Annotated in this window: 21 protein-coding genes and 1 pseudogene; 16 read left to right on the top strand and 6 right to left on the bottom strand. The window is 51.4% G+C overall.

Annotated elements, in window-relative coordinates:
* Window positions 1-52: 52 nt before the first annotated feature.
* Together AC6IB1_RS17195 and AC6IB1_RS17200 are read left to right on the top strand one after the other, a co-directional pair.
* Window positions 53-712, top strand: coding sequence for an SPOR domain-containing protein (locus tag AC6IB1_RS17195; RefSeq protein ID WP_497567630.1), 660 nt, complete (start codon window positions 53-55; stop codon window positions 710-712).
* Between the two features lie 168 nt (window positions 713-880).
* Window positions 881-1,678, top strand: a complete 798-nt coding sequence (locus AC6IB1_RS17200; RefSeq protein WP_497567631.1) for an SPOR domain-containing protein — start codon at window positions 881-883, stop codon at window positions 1,676-1,678.
* Window positions 1,679-1,742: 64 nt separating this feature from the next.
* Here the strand turns inward: AC6IB1_RS17200 and gorA are convergent, their stop codons facing one another.
* On the bottom strand, window positions 1,743-3,098 hold the full coding sequence (gene gorA / locus AC6IB1_RS17205) for a glutathione-disulfide reductase (RefSeq protein ID WP_005501763.1): 1,356 nt from the start codon (window positions 3,096-3,098) through the stop codon (window positions 1,743-1,745).
* An 84-nt stretch (window positions 3,099-3,182) separates the two neighbouring features.
* Window positions 3,183-4,022: a 23S rRNA (adenine(2030)-N(6))-methyltransferase RlmJ gene (locus AC6IB1_RS17210; RefSeq protein ID WP_497567632.1), complete on the bottom strand. Its 840-nt coding sequence runs from the start codon at window positions 4,020-4,022 to the stop codon at window positions 3,183-3,185.
* Between the two features lie 191 nt (window positions 4,023-4,213).
* Between AC6IB1_RS17210 and prlC the strand changes: the two genes are divergently transcribed.
* Window positions 4,214-6,256 (top strand): oligopeptidase A, encoded by a 2,043-nt coding sequence (gene prlC, locus AC6IB1_RS17215; protein ID WP_497567633.1) that lies wholly within the window; start codon window positions 4,214-4,216, stop codon window positions 6,254-6,256.
* Window positions 6,257-6,316: 60 nt separating this feature from the next.
* On the opposite strand, the gene gppA is transcribed toward prlC, so the two are convergent.
* Together gppA and rhlB are read right to left on the bottom strand one after the other, a co-directional pair.
* Window positions 6,317-7,798, bottom strand: coding sequence for a guanosine-5'-triphosphate,3'-diphosphate diphosphatase (gene gppA / locus AC6IB1_RS17220; RefSeq protein ID WP_497567634.1), 1,482 nt, complete (start codon window positions 7,796-7,798; stop codon window positions 6,317-6,319).
* 9 nt (window positions 7,799-7,807) lie between these two features.
* Complete coding sequence (gene rhlB, locus AC6IB1_RS17225; RefSeq protein ID WP_497567635.1) at window positions 7,808-9,109, bottom strand: ATP-dependent RNA helicase RhlB; 1,302 nt, start codon at window positions 9,107-9,109, stop codon at window positions 7,808-7,810.
* A gap of 113 nt (window positions 9,110-9,222) precedes the next feature.
* Between rhlB and trxA the strand changes: the two genes are divergently transcribed.
* The 7 genes and pseudogenes from trxA to fre all read left to right on the top strand — a co-directional run bounded on the left by trxA (window position 9,223) and on the right by fre (window position 15,142).
* Window positions 9,223-9,549 (top strand): thioredoxin TrxA, encoded by a 327-nt coding sequence (gene trxA / locus AC6IB1_RS17230; RefSeq protein ID WP_005501753.1) that lies wholly within the window; start codon window positions 9,223-9,225, stop codon window positions 9,547-9,549.
* Between the two features lie 189 nt (window positions 9,550-9,738).
* A complete protein-coding gene (gene rho, locus AC6IB1_RS17235; protein ID WP_005501751.1) occupies window positions 9,739-11,004 on the top strand; it encodes a transcription termination factor Rho in 1,266 nt (421 codons plus the stop codon).
* Window positions 11,005-11,180: 176 nt separating this feature from the next.
* Window positions 11,181-12,185 carry a hypothetical protein gene (locus AC6IB1_RS17240; RefSeq protein WP_497567636.1) on the top strand — a complete coding sequence of 335 codons (1,005 nt, stop codon included), beginning with the start codon at window positions 11,181-11,183 and terminating at the stop codon, window positions 12,183-12,185.
* Between the two features lie 85 nt (window positions 12,186-12,270).
* A pseudogene (ubiD, locus tag AC6IB1_RS17245) lies at window positions 12,271-13,654 on the top strand (4-hydroxy-3-polyprenylbenzoate decarboxylase); the annotation flags it as partial.
* A 62-nt stretch (window positions 13,655-13,716) separates the two neighbouring features.
* A complete protein-coding gene (locus AC6IB1_RS17250; protein WP_497569167.1) occupies window positions 13,717-14,151 on the top strand; it encodes a hypothetical protein in 435 nt (144 codons plus the stop codon).
* A gap of 3 nt (window positions 14,152-14,154) precedes the next feature.
* The gene (locus tag AC6IB1_RS17255) at window positions 14,155-14,433 is read left to right on the top strand and encodes a 2Fe-2S iron-sulfur cluster-binding protein (RefSeq protein ID WP_497567637.1); all 279 of its coding nucleotides are present in this window, start codon (window positions 14,155-14,157) and stop codon (window positions 14,431-14,433) included.
* On the top strand, window positions 14,423-15,142 hold the full coding sequence (gene fre / locus AC6IB1_RS17260; protein WP_497567638.1) for an NAD(P)H-flavin reductase: 720 nt from the start codon (window positions 14,423-14,425) through the stop codon (window positions 15,140-15,142). The genes AC6IB1_RS17255 and fre overlap by 11 nt, the downstream gene beginning before the upstream one ends.
* A 72-nt stretch (window positions 15,143-15,214) precedes the next feature.
* Here fre and AC6IB1_RS17265 read toward each other — a convergent pair whose 3' ends face one another.
* Window positions 15,215-16,084, bottom strand: coding sequence for a carboxylate/amino acid/amine transporter (locus tag AC6IB1_RS17265; protein ID WP_497567639.1), 870 nt, complete (start codon window positions 16,082-16,084; stop codon window positions 15,215-15,217).
* A gap of 93 nt (window positions 16,085-16,177) precedes the next feature.
* The gene (locus tag AC6IB1_RS17270) at window positions 16,178-16,603 is read right to left on the bottom strand and encodes a universal stress protein (protein WP_497567640.1); all 426 of its coding nucleotides are present in this window, start codon (window positions 16,601-16,603) and stop codon (window positions 16,178-16,180) included.
* A gap of 609 nt (window positions 16,604-17,212) precedes the next feature.
* Here AC6IB1_RS17270 and uspB point away from each other — a divergent pair.
* The 6 genes from uspB to cspE (AC6IB1_RS17300) all read left to right on the top strand — a co-directional run bounded on the left by uspB (window position 17,213) and on the right by cspE (AC6IB1_RS17300) (window position 21,742).
* Window positions 17,213-17,551 (top strand): universal stress protein UspB, encoded by a 339-nt coding sequence (gene uspB / locus AC6IB1_RS17275; protein WP_497567641.1) that lies wholly within the window; start codon window positions 17,213-17,215, stop codon window positions 17,549-17,551.
* 105 nt (window positions 17,552-17,656) lie between these two features.
* Window positions 17,657-18,784 (top strand): mechanosensitive ion channel family protein, encoded by a 1,128-nt coding sequence (locus tag AC6IB1_RS17280; protein ID WP_497567642.1) that lies wholly within the window; start codon window positions 17,657-17,659, stop codon window positions 18,782-18,784.
* A 62-nt stretch (window positions 18,785-18,846) separates the two neighbouring features.
* Window positions 18,847-20,031 (top strand): BaiN/RdsA family NAD(P)/FAD-dependent oxidoreductase, encoded by a 1,185-nt coding sequence (locus AC6IB1_RS17285; RefSeq protein WP_497567643.1) that lies wholly within the window; start codon window positions 18,847-18,849, stop codon window positions 20,029-20,031.
* 331 nt (window positions 20,032-20,362) lie between these two features.
* Window positions 20,363-20,575 (top strand): transcription antiterminator/RNA stability regulator CspE, encoded by a 213-nt coding sequence (gene cspE, locus AC6IB1_RS17290; protein WP_497567644.1) that lies wholly within the window; start codon window positions 20,363-20,365, stop codon window positions 20,573-20,575.
* Between the two features lie 371 nt (window positions 20,576-20,946).
* Complete coding sequence (cspE, locus tag AC6IB1_RS17295) at window positions 20,947-21,159, top strand: transcription antiterminator/RNA stability regulator CspE (protein WP_497567644.1); 213 nt, start codon at window positions 20,947-20,949, stop codon at window positions 21,157-21,159.
* Window positions 21,160-21,529: 370 nt separating this feature from the next.
* Window positions 21,530-21,742 carry a transcription antiterminator/RNA stability regulator CspE gene (cspE, locus tag AC6IB1_RS17300; RefSeq protein ID WP_497567644.1) on the top strand — a complete coding sequence of 71 codons (213 nt, stop codon included), beginning with the start codon at window positions 21,530-21,532 and terminating at the stop codon, window positions 21,740-21,742.
* The last annotated feature ends 57 nt before the right edge of the window (window positions 21,743-21,799 follow it).

Here is a 21,799-nt window from a genome sequence, read left to right on the forward strand (position 1 = left end):
TATTGCTGCTTTCTTGTCACCGGTCAGCGTTGCCAGTGATGGGTGTCAACCTGTGAGTGACGGCAACTGGCAAGTGGTGGGAGAATCTTGTGACGTCGGGCAAGGTTTATGGTCAAAACGCCCCGAGAAGGAAGACGGACGTTTCTGGGTGCAATGTGGTTTGTTTAACCGTTCGCCTCCAGCCAGTTTTTCCGATCTGTTTCCCCGTGATATCTCACTGGATAAACTGGCTTTTCGCACTGAAAACGGTCAATACCGCTGTTTGCTGGGGCCATTTATGCACTTTTCTGAGGCTGCTGGAGTGAAGGCGGCAGTAAGGCAAAGTGACGCTTTCTCTTTAGCGTTTATCCGGGAAGTCAAAAAACCGCCCCGCCGTTATTTGGATATTGCTGGAATGAAAAGTCCAATGCCAAAAGTGGATGAGCCCAGATATAGTGATCAACATAATGTTTGGTGGCGTGCCACTCTCCAGGAAGCCAAGATGACCTGCGCGACAGATAATATGAATTTAGTGTCTGAGCAGACGCTGAAAGAGCTGATAACGATACCGACGGCAAAAGAAGAATTGTCCAGTCCTTTGCCTTATTGGGTAGCGGATGGAAACGCTTTTGACGCAGATACAGGCATTTCAATACCGTTATCGAAAGAATCAGCCCTACTAGTGCTTTGTGAGCCTAATCTTGTCATCCGCGAGATGGAGCAGGGTTTGTGAAATCTGTTGTAGAAACAGATCGTAATTCCCCCAATACATAACGCCGCCTCTACAATGCATGATTGTTGGCGGCTTTATCCGGTCAGATTCAGCGCTTTTTTGTGGTATGTATCCAAACAACCTGTCACTTCAGGTTGTTTGGGTGTAGTAGTAAATAGGCAAGCATCCATGCAGTTTTCTTTTGACTCAGCCCTCTTTAGTGCAATTTTTGTTGTACTGTTTTCTATGGGATTTTCGGTGCATGCCAAGCCTGATCTGGACGGACAGTGTCAAAGTGTCAGTGTGGAAAACGGTGTGCGCTTGGTGGCAGAGACATGTCCGGTTGGCGAAGGACTTTGGGGGCGTAAACCGGCAAAAAATGGTGGTCCTTTCTGGGTGCAGTGTGGCATTTATCCTGAGGGCTCCTTAGGGGATAAAAGACGTGTGATTGAACAGGCGTTGGATAATGCAGCCCCATTGGTGTTTCGTCAGGAATCCAACCAGTTGCGTTGCCTTGTGGGGCCGTTTGAACATCATCATGTGGCATTCCAAACCCGCAATCTTCTGCGCCAGTTGCCTCTGACGGCGGATGCGTTTATTCGCCAGGTCGATTATCCTCAAGTCAGAAAAAACAAGCCTAAAGCGTCACCATCTGCAGCTCGTCAATCCCAATCTGCGCGGACGCTGAATAAGGTAGCAGGGCTTTGGACGCCTCAGCCCAAAAGGGATGATGCCCGCTATACCCGCGGCCGGCAGGATTGGTGGCGCGCTACTTTTGACGATGCACAGCAGGCCTGTCGCGATGCAGGGAAACAGCTAGTGTCTGAGAAAGGGCTCCGGCGGGCGGTTGAACAATCTGGCAAGCAAGGTGCGTTATCCAACACTATTCCTTACTGGCTAAATAATGGAAAGGTTTACGACATCAAGCTCGATATGGCATTTGTGGCCATCACCGACACCCTGACGCTGAATGTCTTGTGTGAGTGATGTGGTATGAATAAAAAAGCCCCGACAGCCTTGACTGTCGGGGCTTTTTCAAAGGCGTTTACGATCAGCGCATGGTAACAAACTCTTCCGAACCGGTCGGGTGGATGGCGACCACACTGTCGAAGTCTGCTTTGGTTGCGCCCATTTTCATTGCTACGCCAAAGCCCTGGATCATTTCATCCACGGTATAGCCGATGCCATGGAGCCCCACGACTTTTTCGTCTTCTCCGGCACAGACCAGTTTCATTTTACATGGCTGGCGGTGCTGGGTGACGGCGGTGTACATGGCGGTGAAGCTAGAGGTGTAAACCTTCACATTTTCTTCGCCATACTGTGCTTTGGCTTCAGTTTCGGTCAGGCCGATGGTGCCGATAGGCGGGTGGCTGAATACCACAGTAGGCACCAGGTTGTAATCCATTTTGGCGTCAGCTTTGCCGTTGAAAAGGCGCTCAGAAAGCTGGCGACCGGCTTTCACTGCCACTGGGGTCAGTTCAATACCGCCTTCCATAATATCGCCTACGCAGTAGATGCCCGGCACATTGGTGTTCTGGTACTCGTCTACCTTGATGTAGCCGCGGTCATTGGTTTCCACGCCTGCTGCAGCCAGGTTGATTTTGTCGGTTGCAGGGTGACGGCCAATCGCCCAGATCAGAAGGTCGGTGTTGTGAGTTTGGCCATTTTCAAAGTGCAGGGTCAACGAACCGTCTGACTCTTTTACCACTTCTTTTGGAATTGAGTGGGTGTGCAGTGCCGGCCCTTCTTTTTCCATCACTTCCACCAGGGTGTCGATGATCATTGGGTCGAAGCTGCGAAGCGGGGATTCCTTACGCACAAACAGGTGGGTATCTGAGCCCAGCGCGCTCAATACGCCGGCGATCTCAACCGCAATATAGCCTGCGCCGACAACAGCAACACGTTTTGGCTGCTCGTTGAGCGCGAAGAAACCGTTGGAGTCGATGCCATATTCTGCGCCGGGAATATTTGGAATAGTTGGTGCGCCGCCCACAGCAATCAGAATGTGGTCAGCCGTATAGTGCTCACCGTTCACCTCGACGGTTTTGGCATCGACAAATTTACCGAAACCTTCAATCACTTCGATCTGGTTTTTACCCAGTACATTTTCGTATGAAGTGTGGATACGGCCGATATAGGCTTCGCGGTTTTCTACCAGTTTGGCCCAGTCGAAGTGGTTCAGCGTGGTGTCAAAGCCGTAATCCGGGCCGTACATTTTGATGGCTTCTGCGATTTGCGCGCCATGCCACATCACCTTTTTCGGTACACAACCTACGTTGACACAAGTGCCACCGAGGTGACGCGCTTCGATGAGCGCTACTTTTGCACCGTACATCGCGGCGCGGTTTGCCGATGCAATACCGCCACTGCCGCCACCGATACAAATATAATCAAAATGCTTGGCCATGAGTTTCTCCGTTTGGTTATTCTTAAATCCCGTAAAGCGGGCTGGTTATCCTTTAATGTTATCAGACCTTGTTAACGCCGGCTGTTATTCAGGTACAACCCATTGAACAAATTGATGCCCTGTCTGTGGTGCAATTTTGCTTTGCAGCCAGGGCAGGATTTCTTTCATCTGTGCTTCGAGTGTCCACGGCGGGTTGATGACTATCATGCCTGATGCCGTCATGCCGCGTTCTTCACTGTCTTCCGCCACGCCGAGCTCGATTTGCAGGATTTTGCGGATGCCGAGCTTCTCCAGTCCCTGGGTGATAAGGTCAATATTCCTGCGATAGACCACCGGATACCAAATCGCGTAAGTGCCCGTTGCCCAGCGTTTGACACTTTCACCAATGGCGTCAACCACATCCTGATATTCGTGCTTGAGCTCGTAAGGCGGGTCAATCAGCACCACACCACGGCGCTCTTTGGGCGGCAGGCTGGCTTTCAGGCGTGCATAGCCATCTTCCTTGTACATTTTTACCTGGCGATCGCCGCGAAATTCTTGCAGCAGGAGCGGAAAATCACTTGGGTGAAGTTCGGTGAAAATGGCGCGGTCCTGCTCTCGAAGCAGGCTGCGGCCAACTTTCGGGGAACCCGGGTAATAACGCAGGGTGTCGCCGTTGTTCAGGGTGCGAATGGTATCAAGATAGGGCTTGATGGCTTCTGGCGCGTCATCACATGCCCAAATCAAGCCAATGCCTTCTTTGTATTCACCGGTTTTTTCTGCCCGCTCGTCAGACAAATCATATCGGCCTGCACCGCTGTGGGTATCGTGGTAGACGAAGGCTTTGTCTTTTTGTTTAAGCGATTCAATGATAAGGCTCTGCACGATGTGTTTCAGCACATCGGCATGGTTGCCAGCATGGAAGCTGTGGCGGTAGCTGAGCATGTCTATATCCGGTGAAAAGAGAAAAGTAGGGGAGCATTATCGCTTATTAAAGCGTTATACCCAAGCTGCGCAGAAAGCCCCCTAAGAATGGGCGCACCGGGTCACTGGGTGATATCTGCAGCCCCGGCATTGAAAAGCTGCACATTTACCTTCATAAATAGTAAGACTAAAAAATATAAAGGAATTGACCTATGTCCAACCCGCTACTGTCGTTTAACGATTTGCCTCCTTTCTCCCAGATCAAACCGGAGCACGTGCAACCCGCAGTTGAACAGGCTATCGCTGATTGCCGCGCTGCGATTGAAGCGGTACTGGAAAACAACACGGATCCAAGTTGGGACACCATCTGCGCACCGCTGGCAGAAAGCGATGACCGGCTGAGCCGTATCTGGTCACCGATAGGCCATATGAATGCGGTGGTGAACAGCCAGGCATTGCGTGAAGCCTATGATGCCTGCCTGCCGCTGCTGTCTGATTACTCGACCTGGGTCGGCCAGCACAAGCCGCTTTATGAGGCCTATAAAGCCATCAAGGCGCGTGACGATTTTGACAGCCTGACCCCGGCACAACAAAAGACTGTGACCGACGCACTGCGTGATTTTGAACTTTCCGGCATTGCACTGCCTTCCAAAGAGCAACACCGCTTTGGCGAAATCAGCAAACGCCTGTCTGAGCTGTCGTCGGCGTTTTCGAACAATGTGCTCGATGCCACCATGGGTTGGACCAAACACATTACCGATGCCAAAGAACTAGCAGGTATGCCGGAGTCAGCACTGGCTGCGGCACAGGCCATGGCAGAGAGTAAATCACTCGACGGTTACGTGTTAACGCTGGATATCCCGTCTTACCTGCCCGTGATGACCTACTGTGATAACCGTGCGTTGCGTCAGGAAATGTATGAAGCCTATACGACGCGTGCCTCTGATCGCGGGCCGAATGCCGGTAAGTGGGACAACACTGACATTATCAATGAAACCCTGCTGCTGAAAAGCGAGATTGCACGCCTGCTGGGCTTTGCGACCTACAGTGAATTGTCGCTGGCAACCAAAATGGCGGCGTCAACAGAGCAGGTGATGACGTTTCTGAACGAGCTGGTGGAAAAAGCGCGTCCACAGGGATTGAAAGAATTCGACACCCTCAAGCAATTCGCCAAAGACAACTTTGGCGTTGAGGCGCTGGAACCCTGGGATGTGGGTTACTACGCTGAGAAACTCAAGCAGCACCAATACAGCATTTCAGATGAAGAACTTCGCCCATACTTCCCGGAAGACAAGGTGGTTGCTGGCCTGTTTGAAGTGCTCAAGCGCGTGTTTGGCATGGAAGTCAAACGCCGTGACGGTGTGGATGTGTGGCATGAGTCGGTCTCCTTCTTCGATATTTTCGATGCCAGCGGCACGCTTCGTGGCAGCTTCTACCTTGACCTGTATGCTCGCGAACACAAGCGTGGCGGGGCATGGATGGATGAGTGCCGTGTGCGCCGCGTAACCACTTCCGGTGAGCTGCAAACGCCGGTGGCGTACCTGACCTGTAACTTCAACAAACCGGTTGGCGGGAAACCGGCCCTGTTTACCCATGATGAAGTGGTCACCCTGTTCCATGAATTCGGGCATGGGATCCACCACATGCTGACCAAGGTGGATGTGCCTGCTGTCTCCGGTATCAATGGTGTGCCATGGGATGCGGTCGAGCTGCCCAGCCAGTTCCTCGAAAACTGGTGCTGGGAAGAAGAGGCGCTGGCGTTTATCTCCGGTCACTATGAAACCGGTGAGCCGCTGCCTAAAGCCATGCTTGACAAGATGCTGGCAGCGAAAAACTACAACTCGGCCATGGGCATGTTGCGCCAGCTGGAATTTGGCCTGTTTGACTTCACTCTGTTTACCCGCTTTGATGCGGAAGAAGGGGCGAAAGTGCTGGAAACACTGGCTGACGTGAAGAGCAAGGTCGCCGTGGTGCCGTCGCCGGAATGGAACCGCTTCCCGCATTCCTTCAGCCATATCTTTGCCGGTGGCTACAGCGCGGGGTATTACAGCTACCTGTGGGCGGAAGTGCTCTCTTCAGATGCCTTCAGCCGCTTCGAGGAAGAAGGCATCTTTAATACGGAAACCGGCCAGTCGTTTCTGGAAAATATTCTGGAACGCGGTGGCAGTGAAGAGCCGATGGCACTGTTTAAACGCTTCCGTGGCCGTGAGCCGTCACCGGATGCGCTGCTGCGCCACAGTGGGATTGGCAGTTAACTGCTGACCAATAAAGAAAAAGCACGGTTTCGGCCGTGCTTTTTGGTATTTCCGGTTTACTTACGCAACCGTCAGTGGCCAGTGGTGGTCGCTCTGGCGCTCCGCCTCAAGCGTCAGCTCAGTCGCCATCAGAGCGTTGTTCTCCAGCCAGTTTGCCGGCAGCGCCAGTGTCAGGACATCCCCTTCGGCCTTGAGTGTAAAGGCTGGAATCGCCTCGCTGTCACGGCGGTGACAGAGGATCACCGCGAGCCGTAACAGGCGTAGAAGGCGGTTGGCACTGTTGGGTGAAATCGCATTTTGCTGGCCGACAGGGTGCAATTGCTCACGGTAGTGACGCAACATTTCTGCCAGCAGCGTTTTCTGTGCGCGGGTAAAGCCCGGCAGATCCAGATTGTCGATGAGATATGCCGCATGCTCACCGTCGCCTTTAAAGCCAATGCTCATGCCGATTTCATGGAGTGAGGCCGCGGCATGGAGCAGGACAGGGGCAACAGGCTCTGGGATCCAGCTGTCTCCGCACTGTTTGAGCAGCGTGTTGGCGGTGGTGGCGACACTCCCGGCATGCGTGGTGTCCAGCTGGTACCGCGACTGTATGCTTTTAATCGTACGCTTTCGGATGTCTTGTTCTGACATTGTATTCATCATGCCATACACCAGACCTTCACGCAGGGCGCCACCCGCCAGCGTCATGGACTCCACCCCCAGCTCTTCGAAAATCGCAATCAGGATGGAGAGGCCGCTTGGGAATACCAGAGCACGCTCCAGCGTCAGCCCGTCGATATCGAGCTCTTCGACCTGACCAAAGCCAATTGCTTGTTTACGTAGGCGATAGAGCTTGGCGAGGGTAATGGTTTCGTCCATGCCTTGCGCGACCATGATTTCCTGCAAGGCCTGAACTGTACCGCTGGCACCGACACAGACATCCCACCCCAGTTCGCGATAACGCTTGACGATAGGGGAGAGCACGGCTTTCGCCCCTTCAATTGCGTTATTGAAGCTTTTTTCCGTCAGCGAGCGGTCGTTGAAGTGCTTTTCCAGCCAGGTTACACAGCCCATATCGAGGCTGGTCAGTGCAGCGGCATCAAACCCTTCACCGATAATCACTTCAGTGCTGGCGCCGCCGATATCGACCACCAGACGTTTGCCTTTGCCACCCGAGGTGTGTGCAACACCCTGATAGATGGTGCGTGCTTCTTCTTCACCGCTGATCACCGTGATAGGGTGCCCCAGAATGTGATTGGCGTTTTTGATAAACACATCGGCGTTTTTGGCGCTGCGAAGGGCGGCGGTAGCAACGATACGGATGTTGTCGGGTGGAATATCCTGAAGACGTTCGGCGAACAGCGACAGACAGTCCCAGCCACGCTGCATAGCTTCCTGGCTGAGGTTCAGGTGATTGTCGAGGCCGGAAGCCAGGCGGACTTTACGTTTGATTTTTGCCAGCGTTTGCACGCTGCCCTGAACCTCACGCACAACCAGCATGTGAAAGCTGTTTGAGCCAAGGTCAATAGCAGCATACAGGGGCGAACGCGCGTGTTCCATGCTCTCTGGTTACCCCTGGTTACTGGTCGACGGACGGCGGCGACCGCGGCCACGCGAAGGTGTGCCCCCTTTGCCAGACGTACTGCGGCGGCTGTTAACCTGACGCGGACGCTGCACCTTGATCGGTGCGGGCAGGTCGGTCAACAGGGCATTTTCGTTATATTCAGACACCGGAATGCTGTGATCGATGTACTCTTCGATCGCTGGCAGGTTCACAGCGTATTCTTCGCACGCAAAGCTGATTGATGCACCGCTGGCACCGGCACGGCCAGTACGTCCAATACGGTGAACGTAATCTTCACAGTCGTCCGGCAGATCGTAGTTGAATACATGGGTGACCTGTGGAATATGCAGACCGCGTGCAGCCACATCGGTCGCTACCAGAATGTCCAGGTTCCCCTTGGTGAACTCTTCCAGAATTCTGACACGTTTTTTCTGTGGCACATCGCCGGTCAGCAGACCTGCGCGAAGGCCGTCGGCCGCCAGGTGCCCCCAGATGTCTTCACAACGGTGTTTGGTGTTGGCAAACACAATTGCACGCTCTGGCCATTCTTCCTCAATCAGGGTTTGCAGCAGGCGCATTTTGTCTTTGTTGGAAGGGTAGAACAGCTCTTCCTTAATGCGATGACCGGTTTTTTGTTCTGGTTCAACCACCACATGTTCCGGGTTGGTCATGTGTTCAAATGCCAGTTCCTGCACACGGTATGACAGGGTAGCAGAGAACAGCATGTTCAGGCGCTCAGACGGCTCTGGCATACGGCGGAACAGGAAGCGGATGTCTTTGATAAAGCCCAGATCGAACATACGATCTGCTTCATCCAGCACAACGGCCTGGATACAACGCAGGTCAATCACGCGCTGTTTGTAGAAATCGATGATACGGCCACAGGTGCCGATCAGAATATCGACGCCGTTTTCCAGTGTGTCTTTTTGCTTCTCGTATGCTTCGCCGCCGTAGGCAAGGCCTGCGGTCAGCGAGGTCGATGCCAGCAGTGGGGCAGCATCGTTATAGATCTGGATCGCAAGCTCGCGCGTCGGTGCCATGATGATGGCGCGCGGACAGTTTTTCTTGCGGTCGGCGGGTGCCTCCGTTGTCAGCAAATGGTGGAAAGTTGCAGTCAGGAATGCCATTGTCTTACCTGTGCCCGTCTGGGCTTGCCCTGCAATGTCTTGGCCGGTGAGCAGGACCGGCAATGCCAGTGCTTGGATAGGGGTACAATTATGAAACCCTTTTTCTTCCAAACCCTTGAGAACATCGGCGTGAAGACCGAAGTCGGCAAATTTCTGCTCTGTGAGATGTGTCATTTTCATCCGCATAGAATATCAGCTTAGGCTTGCAATACGGTAGTGAATACATTCAAATAGTGCGATGATTTACTGGTTGATATATCACCAGTGACGAAAAATAATCATTGGAGTGAAAGATGAGCGACAAGATTTTGCAGCTGACCGACGACAGCTTTGACGCAGATGTTATCAATGCAGCAGGCCCTGTGTTGGTAGATTTTTGGGCAGAGTGGTGTGGTCCTTGTAAGATGATCGCCCCGATTCTTGACGAAATCGCTGAAGAGTACGAAGGGAAAGTCACTATCGGTAAATTGAATATCGATCAGAACGCAGGTACGCCACCTAAGTTCGGGATCCGCGGTATTCCAACGCTGCTGCTGTTTAAAGACGGTAGCGTGGCAGCAACCAAGGTTGGCGCTTTGTCCAAGACTCAGTTGAAAGAGTTCTTGGATGCAAACCTGTAATGTGACAGAGAAGCCGTGTACGACCTCCGGACACGGCTTTATTCTTCCTATCTGCTAGACAGTTTTCCAATCTGGTGCTAACTTATTGCACGTTAATTGTACATTTCTGTTCATTTCCCGATCACACCCTTGATCGCTAAACCCTAACTAACTCAGACCTCAACTTTGACTGACAAGACACCTACCACTATGAATCTTACCGAACTGAAGAATCAGGCCGTTTCCGAGCTTGTAGCCCTGGGTGAAAGCATGGGCCTCGAGAACCTTGCCCGCCTCCGTAAACAAGACATCATCTTCGCTATTCTCAAGCAACACGCCAAAAGCGGCGAAGATATTTTTGGTAACGGCGTGTTGGAAATTCTTCAGGACGGTTTTGGCTTTCTGCGCAGTGCAGACAGTTCTTACCTGGCTGGCCCCGACGATATTTACGTTTCCCCTAGCCAGATCCGTCGCTTTAACCTACGCACCGGCGACACCATTTCAGGCAAAATCCGTCCGCCAAAAGACGGTGAGCGTTACTTCGCCCTGCTGAAAGTGAACGAAGTTAACCATGACAAGCCTGATAATGCCCGCAACAAGATCCTGTTTGAAAACCTGACCCCACTGCACGCCAACGAACGTATGGTGATGGAGCGTGGTAATGGCTCGACAGAAGACATCACGGCACGTGTACTGGACCTGGCATCGCCAATCGGTAAAGGCCAGCGTGGTCTCATTGTAGCGCCGCCAAAAGCGGGTAAAACCATGCTGCTGCAAAACATTGCCCAGAGTATTGCTTACAACCATCCAGAGTGTGAGCTGATGGTGCTGCTGATTGACGAGCGCCCAGAAGAAGTGACCGAGATGCAGCGTCTGGTAAAAGGTGAAGTGGTTGCATCCACGTTTGATGAGCCAGCAAGCCGTCACGTTCAGGTCGCTGAAATGGTCATTGAAAAGGCTAAGCGCCTGGTTGAGCACAAGAAAGACGTGGTTATCCTACTGGATTCCATCACCCGTCTTGCACGTGCCTACAACACCGTTGTACCTAGCTCAGGCAAGGTTCTGACCGGTGGTGTGGATGCCAACGCCTTGCACCGTCCGAAGCGTTTCTTCGGTGCTGCCCGTAATGTAGAAGAAGGCGGTAGCCTGACCATCATCGCAACTGCGCTGGTGGATACCGGCTCGAAGATGGATGAAGTTATCTACGAAGAATTTAAAGGTACAGGTAACATGGAACTGCACCTGTCCCGTAAGATTGCCGAGAAGCGCGTTTTCCCTGCGATCGACTTTACCCGCTCGGGCACCCGTCGTGAAGAGTTACTGACCAAGCCAGATGAGCTGCAGAAGATGTGGATCCTGCGTAAGATTGTTCACCCTATGGGTGAAATTGAAGGCATGGAATTTCTGATCGACAAACTGGCTATGACCAAAACCAATGATGAATTTTTTGACGCTATGCGCCGTCAGAAGTCATAACGTGATGGTTTATAGAGAGAAAGCACCGCCCGCGCGGTGCTTTTTTATTATGACAACAGAAAAAGTCATCTTTATTCACAACGTTATAAGTTGCCAAAACTGATACAGATCATCAAAATTGAGATGAATCGCTACTCAGTCAGCGAACAAGGACAGACTGACCCAGGATTTCCGGGATGAAACGTTTTCTGATTCTATTTGCCATATTGCTACCCACCCTGTTTTCTGGGGGGGCTCGGGCTATGACGCTGTCCCCTGATGATGTCGCGGTACATATGGCCGATCCCTCGTCCGTCACTGCCATTCTCCGTGCGACGACGCTGTTTAATGCCAATGACATGACGGCACTCAACCAGTATCTGGATGGGATGCCGGACTTATTGCGGGAAGAAACCCTGACCGTGCTTGCTCAGAAGGCGCAAGACTTCACCGGCATGACTCCAGAGCGTGAAAAATTTCTGGTGACCATCAGCCACCAGCAGCCCAAGTATCTGGTTAAAAGCCAGGGCAATGGTTTTTGGGTGACCATGCCTGCCTTCAATTATGCCGGTGAAGCCAAATGGGTGCTTAATCGCTGGCAAATCAAAGTAATGCAGGATGAAGTGCTGCGTTTACTTGGCTACAACCAATTCAAGCCCGCAGAGTGGCTGTCATTCTCCTCAGGTGACTACGCATTACGCCGGGAAGCCATGGTCACCTTGGTGCACAAACTTTCCAAGGCACAACTTGATACCTTGATGGATCTGTATTTTGCTGACAAGGACATGGTCTGGAGCCCGGATAATGCCGTGCTCGCAGCATTGGCTGAGAAGAGCGGGGAGACCCGGGCATATGACCTACTCTGGCGCCGCCGCACCGACAGTTACAGCCTGTCGGCGCTGCAAAAGCTGGAAATGCCGCCAGTGAGTGAAAAACATATTCAATTGATGATCGCTGCCACCGTCAATCCCATACTGGCACAGACCGCAATCAGGCAACTGACAGGATTGCACCCGCTGACAGAAAACGTGAAACGTTTTCTTACCAAACAACTTGGTGACCGCCAGCGCGGGGAAAATGTCGCGGCATTGCTGGCCCAAAATGGCCATCATGCCTGGCTGAAAGCCCTGGCGGAAACCACTTCAGGCGTGACACGCCGGAACATTCAGCATGGACTCAAGCTTAAGATCGCGGGAAGCTGACCGCGTGACGGTTTCTTACATATCAATCTGTTCTGGCAAGGCTTACCCGTTATAATCGAATCAACACACCTCAACCGGGAAGGTTATGAAATTTACTGATTTACGTGCTTTTATCGACCACCTGGAATCGGTGGGCGAGCTTAAGCGCATCTCCCATCCTGTCAATCCTGATCAGGAAATGACCGAAATTGCCGATCGTGTGCTCCGTGCCGGCGGCCCTGCACTTTTATTCGAAAACCCCGTCGGTTATGACATGCCAGTGCTGGCAAACCTGTTTGGCACCCCCAAGCGTGTCGCCATGGGCATGGGCCGCACAGACGTTAAAGAGCTGCGTGAAGTCGGTAAGTTGCTGGCTTACCTCAAAGAACCTGAGCCACCGAAAGGCTTTAAGGATGCGATAGAAAAGCTGCCAGTGTTCCGTCAGGTGTTAAATATGCCGGCCAAGCGCCTGCGCAAAGCACCGTGCCAGGAGGTGGTATGGCAGGGCGACGAGGTGGATCTGGATAAAATCCCGGTCATGAGTTGCTGGCCGGGTGATGTAGCACCACTCCTGACCTGGGGGCTGACTATCACCCGTGGGCCGAATAAAAAGCGCCAGAATCTGGGAATTTACCGCCAGCAGAAGATTGGCAAGAACAAAGTCATCATGCGTTGGCTGGCCCACCGCGGCGGAGCGCTTGACCTGCGTGAATGGATGGAAACTCACCCGGGTAAACCTTTCCCTGTCTCTGTCGCTTATGGTGCTGATCCGGCCACGATTCTCGGCGCGGTAACCCCGGTGCCGGATACCCTGTCAGAGTATGCGTTTGCCGGCCTGTTGCGTGGCAGCAAAACCGAAGTGGTAAAAAGCCTCAGTAACGATTTAGACGTGCCAGCGAGCGCGGAAATTGTGATGGAAGGCTACATCGACCCGAACGAGTTTGCGGATGAAGGCCCGTACGGCGACCACACGGGTTATTACAACGAAGTGGAACGCCACCATGTGTTCACCGTCACCCATGTCACCATGCGCCGGAAACCGATTTACCACAGCACTTACACCGGCCGTCCGCCGGATGAACCAGCCGTGCTTGGCGTAGCACTCAATGAAGTGTTTGTGCCTATCCTGCAAAAGCAGTTTCCGGAGATTGTTGATTTCTACCTGCCGCCGGAAGGCTGCTCCTACCGCGCGGCAGTGGTGACCATGAAGAAGCAATATCCCGGTCATGCCAAGCGCGTGATGATGGGTGTGTGGTCCTTCCTGCGTCAGTTCATGTACACCAAGTACGTGATTGTCTGTGATGAAGACGTCGATGCGCGCGACTGGCGCAGCGTGGTGCAAGCCATGACCACCCGTATGGATCCGGTACGTGACACCCTGATGATTGAGCATACACCGATTGACTCGCTGGACTTTGCGTCGCCCGTTGTTGGTCTGGGCTCGAAGATGGGCCTGGATGTCACCAGAAAATGGGAGGCTGAGCTCTCCGGTTACGCCAATCATGATGCGCGCGTTGTTGACAGCGCAGAGATTGAATCCCGTGTTACCGGCCTGAAAGCCGCGCACAGTGAGCTGGCGGATATCTATTTGCCGCCGGAAGCTCACGCTAACGGCATGGTGATGGCCAGCATCAACAAACAGGCGTTGGGTGATGGCCCTCGAATCATTGAAGCCATCTGGGATTCACTTGGGGAAGTGGCAGACGTGAAGTTTGTGATGGTGTTTGATGAGGAAGACGTCAACATCCGCGACTGGAACGATGTAATTTGGGCGATAACCACCCGTATGGATCCGGCCCGTGATACCCTGTTGCGCGAAAACGTACAGCAAGGAGAGCCACAAGTTTTACGTGCGGGATCCAGGATGGGATTCGATGCCACCAACAAATGGCCGGGTGAAACTGTCCGTGAGTGGGGGACGCCTATCAGCAAAGATCCGCGAACTGTCGCGAATGTCGATGAAATGTGGGATAAACTGGATCTCTAGACGATGTATACGGTACACCTGATGCCTGCAGGAACGCAGTTTACCGTTTCCGGACACCAGACATTATTACAGGGCGCGCTTGATGCAGGAGTGCCTTTTCCTAACCGTTGCCAGATTGGGGCTTGTGCAAGCTGCCTGTGTCGGCTGGTGGAAGGTGAGGTGCGTTATCACCTCGACCCCATGCTGACTGAACAGGAAAAACAACAAGGCTGGATATTTGCCTGTCAGGCTATACCGTGCAGTGATCTGGTGGTTAGTTTTGAGGAAAGCAATGACTATTAAATGTGAAGTAACGTCAGTGTCACCGCTGACCAATAACACCTATCGAATTTTGCTGAAGCCCGAGAAACCGGTCGGTTACAAAGCAGGCCAGTATCTTCTTGCGGTGATGGGTGAGAAAGACAAGCGCCCGTTCTCCATTGCCAGCAGCCCATGCCGCCAGGGTGGCCGTGAGCTGGAACTGCATATCGGTGCTGCAGAAGAAAACGCCTATGCCATGGATGTGGTGAAAGCGGCGCAGGCAACACTGGAAAAAGGTGACAACTCTTTTGTGATTGATGCGCCACACGGCGATGCCTGGCTGCGTGAAGAGCGCCAGCGTCCGCTGGTATTGATTGCCGGCGGAACCGGTTTCTCTTATGTGCGCAGCATGGTTGACCATTGTCTGGGTCAGGGAGTTGCGCAGCCGATTTTCCTCTACTGGGGCGGTCGGGATATCAGCCAGCTTTATGCTAACGACGAAATGGAAGCGCTGGCGCTGAAACACAGCAACCTGACTTACATTCCTGTGGTGGAAACGGCCCCGGAAGGCTGGAATGGCAAGACCGGCAATGTGCTGGAGGCAGTGATGGAAGATTTCGTCTCCCTGTCTGCCTACGACATTTATATTGCAGGCCGGTTTGAAATGGCGGGTGCAGCACGTGAGATGTTCTGCAATAAGCGTGGCGCCGAGCGCGATCACCTGTTTGCGGATGCTTACGCTTTCCTGTAAGCCACAGGGCAGAAAAACCAGACAGAAAAACACCGCCACGCTGGCGGTGTTTTTGTCTGTGTATCCGGCGCGCTAAGCGGTCGCGTCGATTTTCTTTTTCACCCAGGTTTCATTGAGCCACAGTGATGCGAGGATCACCGCACCGCCAAACGTCAGCGTGACCAAATCAGCATCGCGGTTCCAGATCAGTACATTCACCACAATACCTGCAGGCACCAGAGCATTATTCATTACCGCCAGCGCGCCGGCATTCACCAGAGTCGCGCCTTTGTTCCAGAGAAAATAACCCAAGCCCGAGGCGATGGTGCCAAGGTAAACCAGAATGCCCCACTGAAGATGGGTGGTTGGCAGCTTTTCTGTATTGCCAAGCAGCAGGAAGGCCGGCAGGGCCACACAGAGGGCGCCCAGATAGAACAGGCCAAACACCGTGTGTTGCGACACGTCAATGCCTGCTCTTTCCATCACTACCTTGTAACCGACCTGACCAATAGCAAAACAGAGGTTTGCTCCCTGAACAACCAGAAAGCCCAGCATAAAGTCCGGGTTGACCGAAGCAAACTTGATCACTACCGCACCGAGAACAGCGAGCGCTGCTGTCATCAGATACCAGGGGGAGAAACGGCGGTTCAGCAAGTCATAAGTAAGGGTGACATACACCGGGGTGAAGACAGTGAACAGCAGTACTTCTGGCACAGACAGGTAAAGGAAAGACTGGTAGTAGAAGCAGTACATCAGCCCAAGCTGAATGCCTCCGATTGCCATCAGTTTCAGCATCAGGGGTTTAGGCACGCCTTTCAGGCGCAGGAAGGGCAGGAATACCAAGGCTGCCAATGCCACACGGGTCACCACCGAGAACCAGGCATCGACCTGCCCCGCCAGATACACGCCAATCAAACTGAACGAAAACGCCCACAGTAGGGTGACAAACGATAGATACCCCATTTTCTTTCCCTAACATAATAAAAATTGCCGCCAATTCTAAAGAACCTGGCGGCAATGTGTAGCGATCTTCGTCTGGACGGATGAGCGTCGCGATCAACTTGGCAGTGGCACCATCAGCATGTCGACCGGGGTTTTGTTGATCAGTTGCTTGGCTGACGAGATCAATGTGCTCCAGAAATCCTGGTGGTGACCGCAAATCACCAGGTCGATACCAAAATGGCCGATGGATTCTGTGATTTCCTCCGCCAGGTCGCCGCTGGCCACCAGTGTATGGGTAACGGGATACGCGGCCTTTCTGGCCAATGCATTGAGTTGTGATTGAGACTCTTCAATGATGTGGTTGCGGGTTTCTACCAGGTTGACATCGATAAGCCCGGTATAAAGTTGGGCATAGTTCACATCAATATGGATAAGTGACAGTTTCGCATCAAGTGCCGTTGCTAGCATGGCGCCTTTTGCCACCAACACGTCACTGTCAGAGGATAAATCCACGGCCACCAGAATATGTTTGTAACTCATGAACACGCTCCTTAGTAGTGCCCAACTTTCAGAGAGATAGCAGTCTGTGTATCGAAAACTACCATTGTCTTTGTGGGAAGACTGTCGAGCAGATCTCACTGTTCGATGAACAATGGTTCAGGATGAAAAAGGAGAGACTTCCATCAATGGTCAGTAGCAGTCTAGCGACATTTTAATCCTGTATATTCAAAATAATGAGTCACTTACAGCCAATGTCATCACGATTAGAGAGGCACGTAACGCACTTTGACTTGGCGTTTTTATCATCAACTCTATACTTATTAATGAGTACAGCAAATTCACGGCGGTTTGCGCTCAGTGGTTGGCGTGTTTGTGATGTCCAGCCTGAGATCATGCCAAGAGACTGAGAGTGGCCTTTCATTCTCGCGCAATGAACCGTGCGACCAACTAGCCTGTACAGTAAGAAAAAATGGAAAAACGTTCAGCCAAGTGTTGGCAACCTGTAGGGGAAGACGGACAAGCCCGGTTCTTCATTGATATTGACCCAACAGGCAGCCCCACCTCATTGGGTGCTGTTTGTATCAGGAGTTGTCAGTCGCCTAAGGGCGCCAGAGTCAGACTCCGAAAGTAGCATTGGGAGATGAAACCATGAGCGGAGACGCACTCATTATCGCGATTTTTTTTGTCGCATTGGTGAATATCATGCGCTACCTGAGTTCGCTGCGTACGTTATTGGTCATGATGCGTGAAGCTAACCCGTTGCTTTACCAACAAGTGGCCCGTGGGAATAATTTCTTTGCGTCTCAGAGTGATATCAGTCGCCAGAAAAGGTTGTTCCATTATATCCGCAGTCAGGAATACCTCCATCATCATGACAACGTTTTTATTGCCAAATGCAATAAGGTTCGCCACCTCTTCATTCTTTCGACTGCACTGGTGCTGACACTGGTTCTGTCGCTCTTTTTTGTGGCGTTTGCCGGGCTTTGAAGAGCAAAAAACAAACGTTCACTCAATTCTCAGAAAACGCTGGCAGATGCCCGCGTTTTTTTTGTTACCCTGACCGGATAGCAAACAAAAACGTCGGAGTAGGGTTTGAACAGATTTCTTGCATGGTGGCAACAAAGCACTGAAGGGTTGAATCTAGACTGGTTCGAACATGTTGGTCTGATGCTGGGTGCAGCAGCTATTGCCTGGCTGGTTTGGCGGTTTGTGTTCAGCAAACTGGTGGAGGTGTCGAAAAAGACGCGGACCCAGTGGGATACGATTGTGCTTCAGGCTGTCAGTACGCCTGTCAGTGTGTTTATCTGGTTGTGGCCAACCACCTTTGCGATAGGCAGCTTGCTGGATGCCAGCGTAGTTAAGGTCGGCACTGACTGGCTTGTTGTATCACGCCGAGCATTACTGATCATTCTCATGCTGTGGGTGATGCTGCGCCTGGTAAACGCCATTGAAGCCTACCTTTCCCAATCCAATAAGCGTGACCAGACTACGGTTTCTGCCATAGGGCATGTCTTGCGTCTGCTGCTGGCTTTTATTGGTGTCCTGACGTTGCTGCAGGAGTTTGGTATCAGCCTGACAGGGCTTATCACCTTTGGTGGTGTCGGCGGCCTGATTGTCGGTCTTGCGGCCAAGGATTTGTTGTCGAACTTTTTCGGTGGCCTGATGATTTATTTCGACCGCCCTTTCAGTGTCGGGGACTGGATAAGCTCACCAGACAGGAATATCGAAGGTACCGTGGAGCGCATAGGTATGCGGATGACAGTGATCCGCACCTTTGAAAGCCGTCCACTCTATGTGCCCAACTCGGTGTTCAGCAATATCGTGGTGCAGAACCCGTCGCGGATGCGAAACCGCCGCATCAACGAAACCATCGGCATCCGTTACAAAGACGCGGACAAGATGGAAGCCATTGTCGATGATGTGAAAAACATGCTGAAAACCCACCCGGACATTGAACAGCGTGCGACCCTGATGGTGAATTTCGATGCTTTTGCTGATTCCTCTCTTAATTTCTTTATCTACACCTTCACCAAAACCGTCAACTGGGCACGCTACCACGAAGTAAAACAGGACGTGATGCTGAAAATTGTCGACATTGTTCACGCGCACGGCGCTGATTTTGCCTTCCCGACCCGTACTGTCGCGTTTGACCGCGATGATGTGATAGACGCGCAGATCTCACCCAGCACAGAATTGGCGCCCCCGCCGGATAAAAACTAGACTGGCTCCAAGGTGTACGGGCGGCTACAATGCCGCCCGATTTCGTGTGATGGGTTGTAAAAATGAAACAAGTAGATGTGGTGATCATTGGCGCAGGTGCCGCAGGCCTGATGTGTGCCGCGCAGGCAGGTAAGCGTGGCCGCCGTGTGCTGGTAGTCGATAATGGCAAGAAACCGGGCCGGAAAATTCTGATCTCCGGGGGCGGACGTTGTAATTTCACCAATTATGATGTGACTGCCGCCAACTACGTCTGCCGCAACCCACACTTCCCAAAATCGGCGCTGGCACAGTACAGCCAGTGGGATTTCTTTTCTATGGTTAACGAATACGGCATCGCATGGGAAGAGCGTGAGCACGGTCAGCTGTTTTGCATCGATTCGGCCAAAGATATCGTGGATATGTTGCTGAAAGAGTGCGATCTGCCAACCGTGGAGCAACGCTACCGCTGCGACGTGCATGATATCGAAAAGACCGACGATGGTTTCACCTTAAAGCTGGACACAGATACGGTGAGTTGCCAGTCACTGGTCGTGGCAACGGGCGGCCTGTCGATGCCAAAACTTGGTGCGACACCGTTTGGTTACCAGATTGCCGAGCAGTTTGGTCTTGCCCGCGTACCGACCACGGCAGGACTGGTGCCTTTTACCCTGCATGATAAAGACAAGGCGGCCTTTGCCGATCTGTCCGGTATTGCCATCCCGGTGACCATCACCACCGAGAGTGGGGTGCTGTTTAAAGAAAACCTGCTGTTTACCCACCGGGGCTTGTCAGGCCCTGTGGTGTTACAGGTGAGCTCCTACTGGAAACCTGGCGAGAAGGTCACGATCGATCTTTTGCCCGATCTGGACGTGGCAGACACTCTCACTGCCATGCGTGGCAAACACCCGGTGCAGAGCCTGAAAAACAGCCTGGCACGCCTGTTGCCAAAACGATTGGTGGAAGCCTTAATTGCCCGTGGTGACATTCAGGACAAACCACTCAGGCAGCTTAATCCAAAAGACCTCAATGTACTGGCAGAATACCTTCACAACTGGCATATCGCACCGAATGGGACGGAAGGGTACCGCACCGCAGAGGTGACACTGGGCGGTGTGGATACGAATGAGCTGTCATCGAAAACCATGGAAGCGAAGAAAGTGCCGGGGCTCTATTTTGTCGGCGAAGTGATGGATGTCTCCGGTTGGCTTGGCGGTTACAATTTCCAGTGGGCTTGGAGCTCCGGCTGGGTAGCAGGGCAACACGTATAGCTGTTAGGTGCAATCTGGGGCGATCTATAGTTAGTCGGTCGCCCTGTTTTCTACTTTTTTGGTTGAAAACCAGGCGAATAAGCATTTATTTTGATATTTCGAACAATAAAGCTTTACAAAAGTCGGAATTACTATAGTATTGTCCTTGCTCTGTTGAACAGGGTTATTTGAAACACGTAAGTAAAAGTAAAACCTCAGTTTGCCCTCCTTTTTGTTGTGCCCTCTGTGTTTCCCTTAGATTTTCGTAACATTCAATAATTCAAATTCAAGCTTTCAGTGCATCGCATTTAGCGAAAAAATCAAAGAATTTAATTTATATAAGGGACACATTATGTCTAATAAAACAACTGGTCTGGTAAAATGGTTTAACGAAGATAAAGGTTTTGGTTTCATCACCCAAGACAACGGCGGTGCAGACGTATTCGTTCACTTCCGTGCTATCGCTTCTGACGGTTTCAAAACCCTGGCTGAAGGCCAAAAGGTTTCTTTCGACGTTGAACAAGGCCAAAAAGGCCCGCAAGCGGCTAACGTCGTTGCACTTTAATGTCGATTTGTCCGGGGTTTCCCGGATATAAAAAACACCCCCTTTGTGGCGCGTTTTTTATTATGGATGTGCTTTGTTAAGATAATAATTATCGTCTAGCACATCTAATAATGATAATTTTCGGACTTTTATTTTTATAGTTTAAAAATAAAACTTTACAAAAAGTGAATTTACTATAATATAGTCCTTGCTCTGTTGAACAGGGTTATTTGAAACACGTAAGTAAAAGAAAAATCTCAGTTTGCCCTCCTTTTGTTGTGCCCTCTGCGTTTCCCTTAGATTTTCGTAACATTCAATAATTCAAATTCAAGCTTTCAGTGCATCGCATTTCGCGAAAAATCAAAGAATTTAATTTATATAAGGGACACATTATGTCTAATAAAACAACTGGTCTGGTAAAATGGTTTAACGAAGATAAAGGTTTTGGTTTCATCACCCAAGACAACGGCGGTGCAGACGTATTCGTTCACTTCCGTGCTATCGCTTCTGACGGTTTCAAAACCCTGGCTGAAGGCCAAAAGGTTTCTTTCGACGTTGAACAAGGCCAAAAAGGCCCGCAAGCGGCTAACGTCGTTGCACTTTAATGTCGATTTGTCCGGGGTTTCCCGGATATAAAAACCCCCCCTTTGTGGCGCGTTTTTTATTATGGATGTGCTTTGTTAAGATAATAATTATCGTCTAGCACATCTAATAATGATAATTTTCGGACTTTTATTTTTATAGTTTAAAAATAAAACTTTACAAAAAGTGAATTTACTATAATATAGTCCTTGCTCTGTTGAACAGGGTTATTTGAAACACGTAAGTAAAAGAAAAATCTCAGTTTGCCCTCCTTTTGTTGTGCCCTCTGCGTTTCCCTTAGATTTTCGTAACATTCAATAATTCAAATTCAAGCTTTCAGTGCATCGCATTTCGCGAAAAATCAAAGAATTTAATTTATATAAGGGACACATTATGTCTAATAAAACAACTGGTCTGGTAAAATGGTTTAACGAAGATAAAGGTTTTGGTTTCATCACCCAAGACAACGGCGGTGCAGACGTATTCGTTCACTTCCGTGCTATCGCTTCTGACGGTTTCAAAACCCTGGCTGAAGGCCAAAAAGTTTCTTTCGACGTTGAACAAGGCCAAAAAGGCCCGCAAGCGGCTAACGTCGTTGCACTTTAATGTCGAGTTATCCGGGATTTCCTGGGTATGAAAAACGCGCCCTAGTGGCGCGTTTTT

This window comes from Grimontia sp. THUN1695, from assembly GCF_059704325.2.